General features: G+C 63.7%; 3 protein-coding genes and 1 pseudogene. 3 read left to right on the top strand and 1 reads right to left on the bottom strand.

Translation table 11 applies throughout. The features are described from left to right. The first annotated feature begins 83 nt into the window (after positions 1-83). Both JOY90_RS23770 and JOY90_RS23765 read left to right on the top strand, forming a co-directional pair. Entirely contained in the window at positions 84-1034 is a 951-nt protein-coding gene (locus JOY90_RS23770; RefSeq protein WP_291693556.1) for an IS481 family transposase, read from the top strand. Between the two features lie 54 nt (positions 1035-1088). After that, positions 1089-1826 carry an enoyl-CoA hydratase/isomerase family protein gene (locus tag JOY90_RS23765; RefSeq protein ID WP_291693555.1) on the top strand — a complete coding sequence of 246 codons (738 nt, stop codon included), beginning with the start codon at positions 1089-1091 and terminating at the stop codon, positions 1824-1826. An 87-nt stretch (positions 1827-1913) separates the two neighbouring features. On the opposite strand, the gene JOY90_RS23760 is transcribed toward JOY90_RS23765, so the two are convergent. Further along, entirely contained in the window at positions 1914-3440 is a 1527-nt protein-coding gene (locus tag JOY90_RS23760; protein ID WP_291693554.1) for an amidohydrolase family protein, read from the bottom strand. 187 nt (positions 3441-3627) lie between these two features. On the opposite strand from JOY90_RS23760, the pseudogene JOY90_RS23755 reads away from it, so the two are divergent. After that, positions 3628-3942, top strand: a pseudogene (locus JOY90_RS23755) (alpha/beta hydrolase); the annotation flags it as partial.

The following is a 3942-nucleotide window of genomic DNA, read 5'->3' as shown; positions in this document are numbered from 1 at the left end:
TGTGAACTTTCAGGAGGTTGTCCATTCGGCCCTGACCGGAAACTCTGAAGTCGCCAAACACCAGCGATTCGCGGAGAACCGAAATGGACACCCACAAGAATGCCCCTCTGACGCCGAAAGGTCGAGAGGCCATGGTACGCAGTGTTGTTGAAGGAGAGTTGAGCAAGGCCGCTGCCGCTCGCCAGTTCAATGTTTCGCCGAAGACGGTTGGCAAATGGGTCGAACGCTTCCGCGAGGAAGGTGTCGACGGTTTGCGGGATCGCTCCTCCCGGCCCCTTTCATCGCCAGACCAAACCCCTGCCGCCACGTGCGCCGCTATCGAGGATTTGCGCCGGCAGCGCCACACCGGCAAGCAGATCGCCGCCGAGGTCGGAGTGTCCCCCGCGACCGTCAGCCGGGTCCTGCACCGGCTCGGTCTCAACAGGATCTCGGCCCTTGAGCCGGCCGAACCCGTGCGGCGATATGAACGCGAGCATCCCGGCGAGCTGATCCACATCGACATCAAAAAGCTCGGTAAATTCAATCGTGTCGGTCATCGCATCACAGGCGACCCCACGATCCGCTCCCGCAACGCGGGCTGGGAGTTCGTCCACGTTTGCATCGATGATGCTTCTCGCGTCGGCTTCAGCTCGATCATGAAGAACGAGCGCAAGGAGAGCGCCGTGGCATTCCTCAAGGCCGCTGTCGCCTACTATGCGAGCCTGGGCGTGACAACCCAGCGCGTCATGACCGACAACGGCTCCTGCTATCGATCCAGAGCTTTTGCCAAAGCCTGCAAGAAGCTCGGTCTCAAGCATGTCCGCACCAGGCCTTACACCCCCAAGACCAACGGTAAGGCCGAGCGCTTCATCCAGACGAGCCTGCGCGAGTGGGCTTACGCCTGTGCTTACCAAAATTCCGAACAACGCGCCGCCGAGTTGCCCAGATGGCTGCACCGCTACAACTGGCACCGCCCTCATGGTAGTCTCGGATCAACGACACCGATCAGCAGACTCGGTCGGGGCCGGAACAACCTCCTGAGGCTCCACACTTAGCCCACCCTACGGTTCCGAATTTCATAACAAGCATAACAAAACAGGGAAAACGCCATGCCACTCGTCCGCTACGACAGCCACGACCACGTCGCGACCATCACCATGGATCGCGCTTCCGTCCATAATGCCCTGAACAACGCGCTCTGCACCGAGCTGCGCCAGGCGTGGCAGCGCTTTCGCGACAGCGACGATCGCGTGGCGGTGCTGGCCTCCGTGGAGGAGGCCTATTTCTGCGTCGGCGCCGATGTCAAGGATCTTCCCGCCAACATGTGGCATGCGGTGCCCGGCCTCGGCGTCGAGCTCGACAAGCCGGTGATCGCAGCGACCTCCGGCTGGGTGGTCGGCGGCGGCTTCGTGCTGGTGCAGATGGCCGACCTCTGCATCGCCTCCGAGACCACGCGCTTCGTCTATCCGGAGGTCAAGATCGGCACCACCGGCGGCGGCGTGTCCTCGGTGCTGGCGCGCATGCCGCACAAGATCGCGATGGAGTTCCTCCTGGTCGGCGAGGAGCTGCCGGCGGAGCGGGCCTACCAGATCGGCTTCGTCAACAGGGTCGTGCCGAAGGGCGAGCATGTCGCCGCGGCGCAGGCGATGGCGGCGAAGATCGCCGGTCACGCGCCGCTGGTGGTGCAGGGGCTGAAGAAGCTGGCCCGCGACGCGATGCCGAAGGGGCCGCTGGAGACGGTCGCCGAGGTGCGCCGCGTGCTCGACGGCATCCGCGACAGCGAGGACCTGAAGGAGGGCGTGAACGCGTTCCGCGAAAAAAGGAAGCCGGAATTCAGGGGGAAGTGACACTGTCATTCCGGGGCGCACGAAGTGCGAACCCGGAATCTCGAGGTTCCGGGTTCGACGCTTGCGCGTCGCCCCGGAACGACTGCCTCAAGCAAACACCGCGTGGTCGATGGTGCCGTTCGGCACCACGTAGCCGTAGCGCATGTTGGACGGTTCGGGGCCGGTCTTCTCGTATTCCGCCTTCATCATCGTGAAGCGGTCGCCCTTGAGGTCGAGCATCGCCTTCTTCGGCTCGATGCCGTAGAGGCGGGCGTTGTTGTCGCCGAAGATCGCGGTCTTCACCGGTCCCTCGGCGGGACCGAGCGGCGCGAAGCCGAACTGCTGCTGCATCACCTCCGGGATCTCCAGCCGTCGCAATCCCTCGATCTGCCATTGCGGCGAGCCGGTCCACAGCGCGTCCGTACCCCAGCAGACATGGTCGACGCCGAGCCCCTTGATCAGGGTGCCCATCAGCGCCGCGCAGACGTTCGGCTCCGCCACCAGCGTGGTCGCGAACAACTGGCCGACGTCGCCATAGACGTTGCTGACGCCATATTGCGCCGGGATGTCGGCGAGGTCGGAGGCCCAGGCGATGCGGCCGGTGCGCTCGAACTCGGCCAGCGCCACCTTGGGGTCGCCGCCGACGTGGCGGTAGGCGGAGTGGTAGATGATGAAATTGAGCTGCGGCCAGTCCTTGGCGGCCTGTCCGACGTCGGCGACGTCGGCGAAGCCGCGCAGGTTCGGAAACTGCTTCTCGATGCCCGGCGGGAACAGGCCCTTGTGCACGCAGACGTTCTTGATGCCCGCCTTCACCATTTTTTCGTAGCCCTTGTAGGCGACCTTCTCGTCGTCCAGGCGCCACGGATAGCGGCTGAGATCCTTGTGGGTGTTGTCGCCGATGGTGTAGCCCTTGCAGGATTCCGGCTTCAGCGCGAGGCCGGCATCGAGCTTGTCGAGCCAGCCGGGCTGTCCCGGCGTGAAGATCGCGTGGCAGAACAGGCGGCGGGTGCCGGCCTCCTCGTTGATCTTCCTGCGCGCCTCCGCCATCTGCTCGTTGGTCAGGAACCAGTCCTGCTCGATGTCGGAGGGCGCCGAGGAGATCAACGCGATCTTGGTGTCGGAATCGAGAAACATCTCCTTCTTGTAGTTGTTGAACTTGAGGTCATCGATGGTCTGCTCGTGCTCGGCGAGCTGCTTGTTCCAGCCGGCCTTGCCGACCGCCTTGCGCATCTCCAGGAAGGTGGTGATGCGGGTGTCGTCGCGCAGGAAATGCGTGTGCATGTCCATGATGAACTGGTCTTTCAGCGCATGGGCGCGCTCCTCCGCCATCGCGGGCGTGGCGGCTTCCGCCGGCGTCACGTCGAACAGCGGGCCGTACACCTCGTTCATGGCGACGAAGGAGGCGGCCATGCCGGCCGCGGTCTGGAAGAAGCGGCGCCGGCTCAGGCCCTGCCTGCCGCCGAGGTCGTCGGCCATCTCGAGCAGCCGCACTTCGACCTCGCGCTGCCGTTCGTTCTGCGGATCGGGATAGAACTCGTCGCTGGAGACGATCTGGGTCGGGATCGGCGTCTGATACTGGCAGAATTCCGACGGCATCAACGCGGCGAGTTCGGCTTCCGTCAATTGGCTGCTCACGATGCGTTCCTCCCTCTTGGCCCTCACACGGCTCGCGCAGAGTAGACCTGCTTTGCCGTCAAGTCAGCTTGTTCCGTGCAAAATCACGCGATGATGTTCGGTGCAGCGCACATGGCATTCCAAATGCGCTCTCGCGCTGCTAGAATTATTTATCGCTTGAAAAATAAGGCCTTGTGGGAGGATCACCATGATCGATCGCGAAAATTCGCTGGCCCGCCGTACCGTGGTGAAAGCTGCCGGCCTTGGCCTCGTTGCGGGAGCCTTGTCCCCGATGCCGGCCGCGCGGGCGGCGGATGCAAGCGAAAGTGGTGCGATCTGGAGCGGGGAATATTGGGCGAAGAAGGGCGACGTTCCCTTGTGGATGTATCGCAAGCGGATCGGCGAGCCCAAGCCCGGTGAGGCGGTAAGGCCAGTGGTGTTCTTCGTCCACGGCTCCTCCGTCACCTCGCGCGCGTTCGATCTCACCGTGCCCGGCAAGGGCGAATATTCCGTGATGAACGAG

The sequence above is a fragment of the Bradyrhizobium sp. genome (assembly GCF_019242285.1).
Classification (GTDB): domain Bacteria; phylum Pseudomonadota; class Alphaproteobacteria; order Rhizobiales; family Xanthobacteraceae; genus Bradyrhizobium.
Note: the sequence above shows the minus strand (reverse complement) of the source record. Positions and strands in the feature narration are given on the sequence as shown.

Coding starts and splice junctions, on each gene's coding strand:
- JOY90_RS23765 (WP_291693555.1), top strand. CDS start 1,089: ATGCCACTCGTCCGCTACGACAGCCACGACCACGTCGCGACCATCACC.
- JOY90_RS23770 (WP_291693556.1), top strand. CDS start 84: ATGGACACCCACAAGAATGCCCCTCTGACGCCGAAAGGTCGAGAGGCC.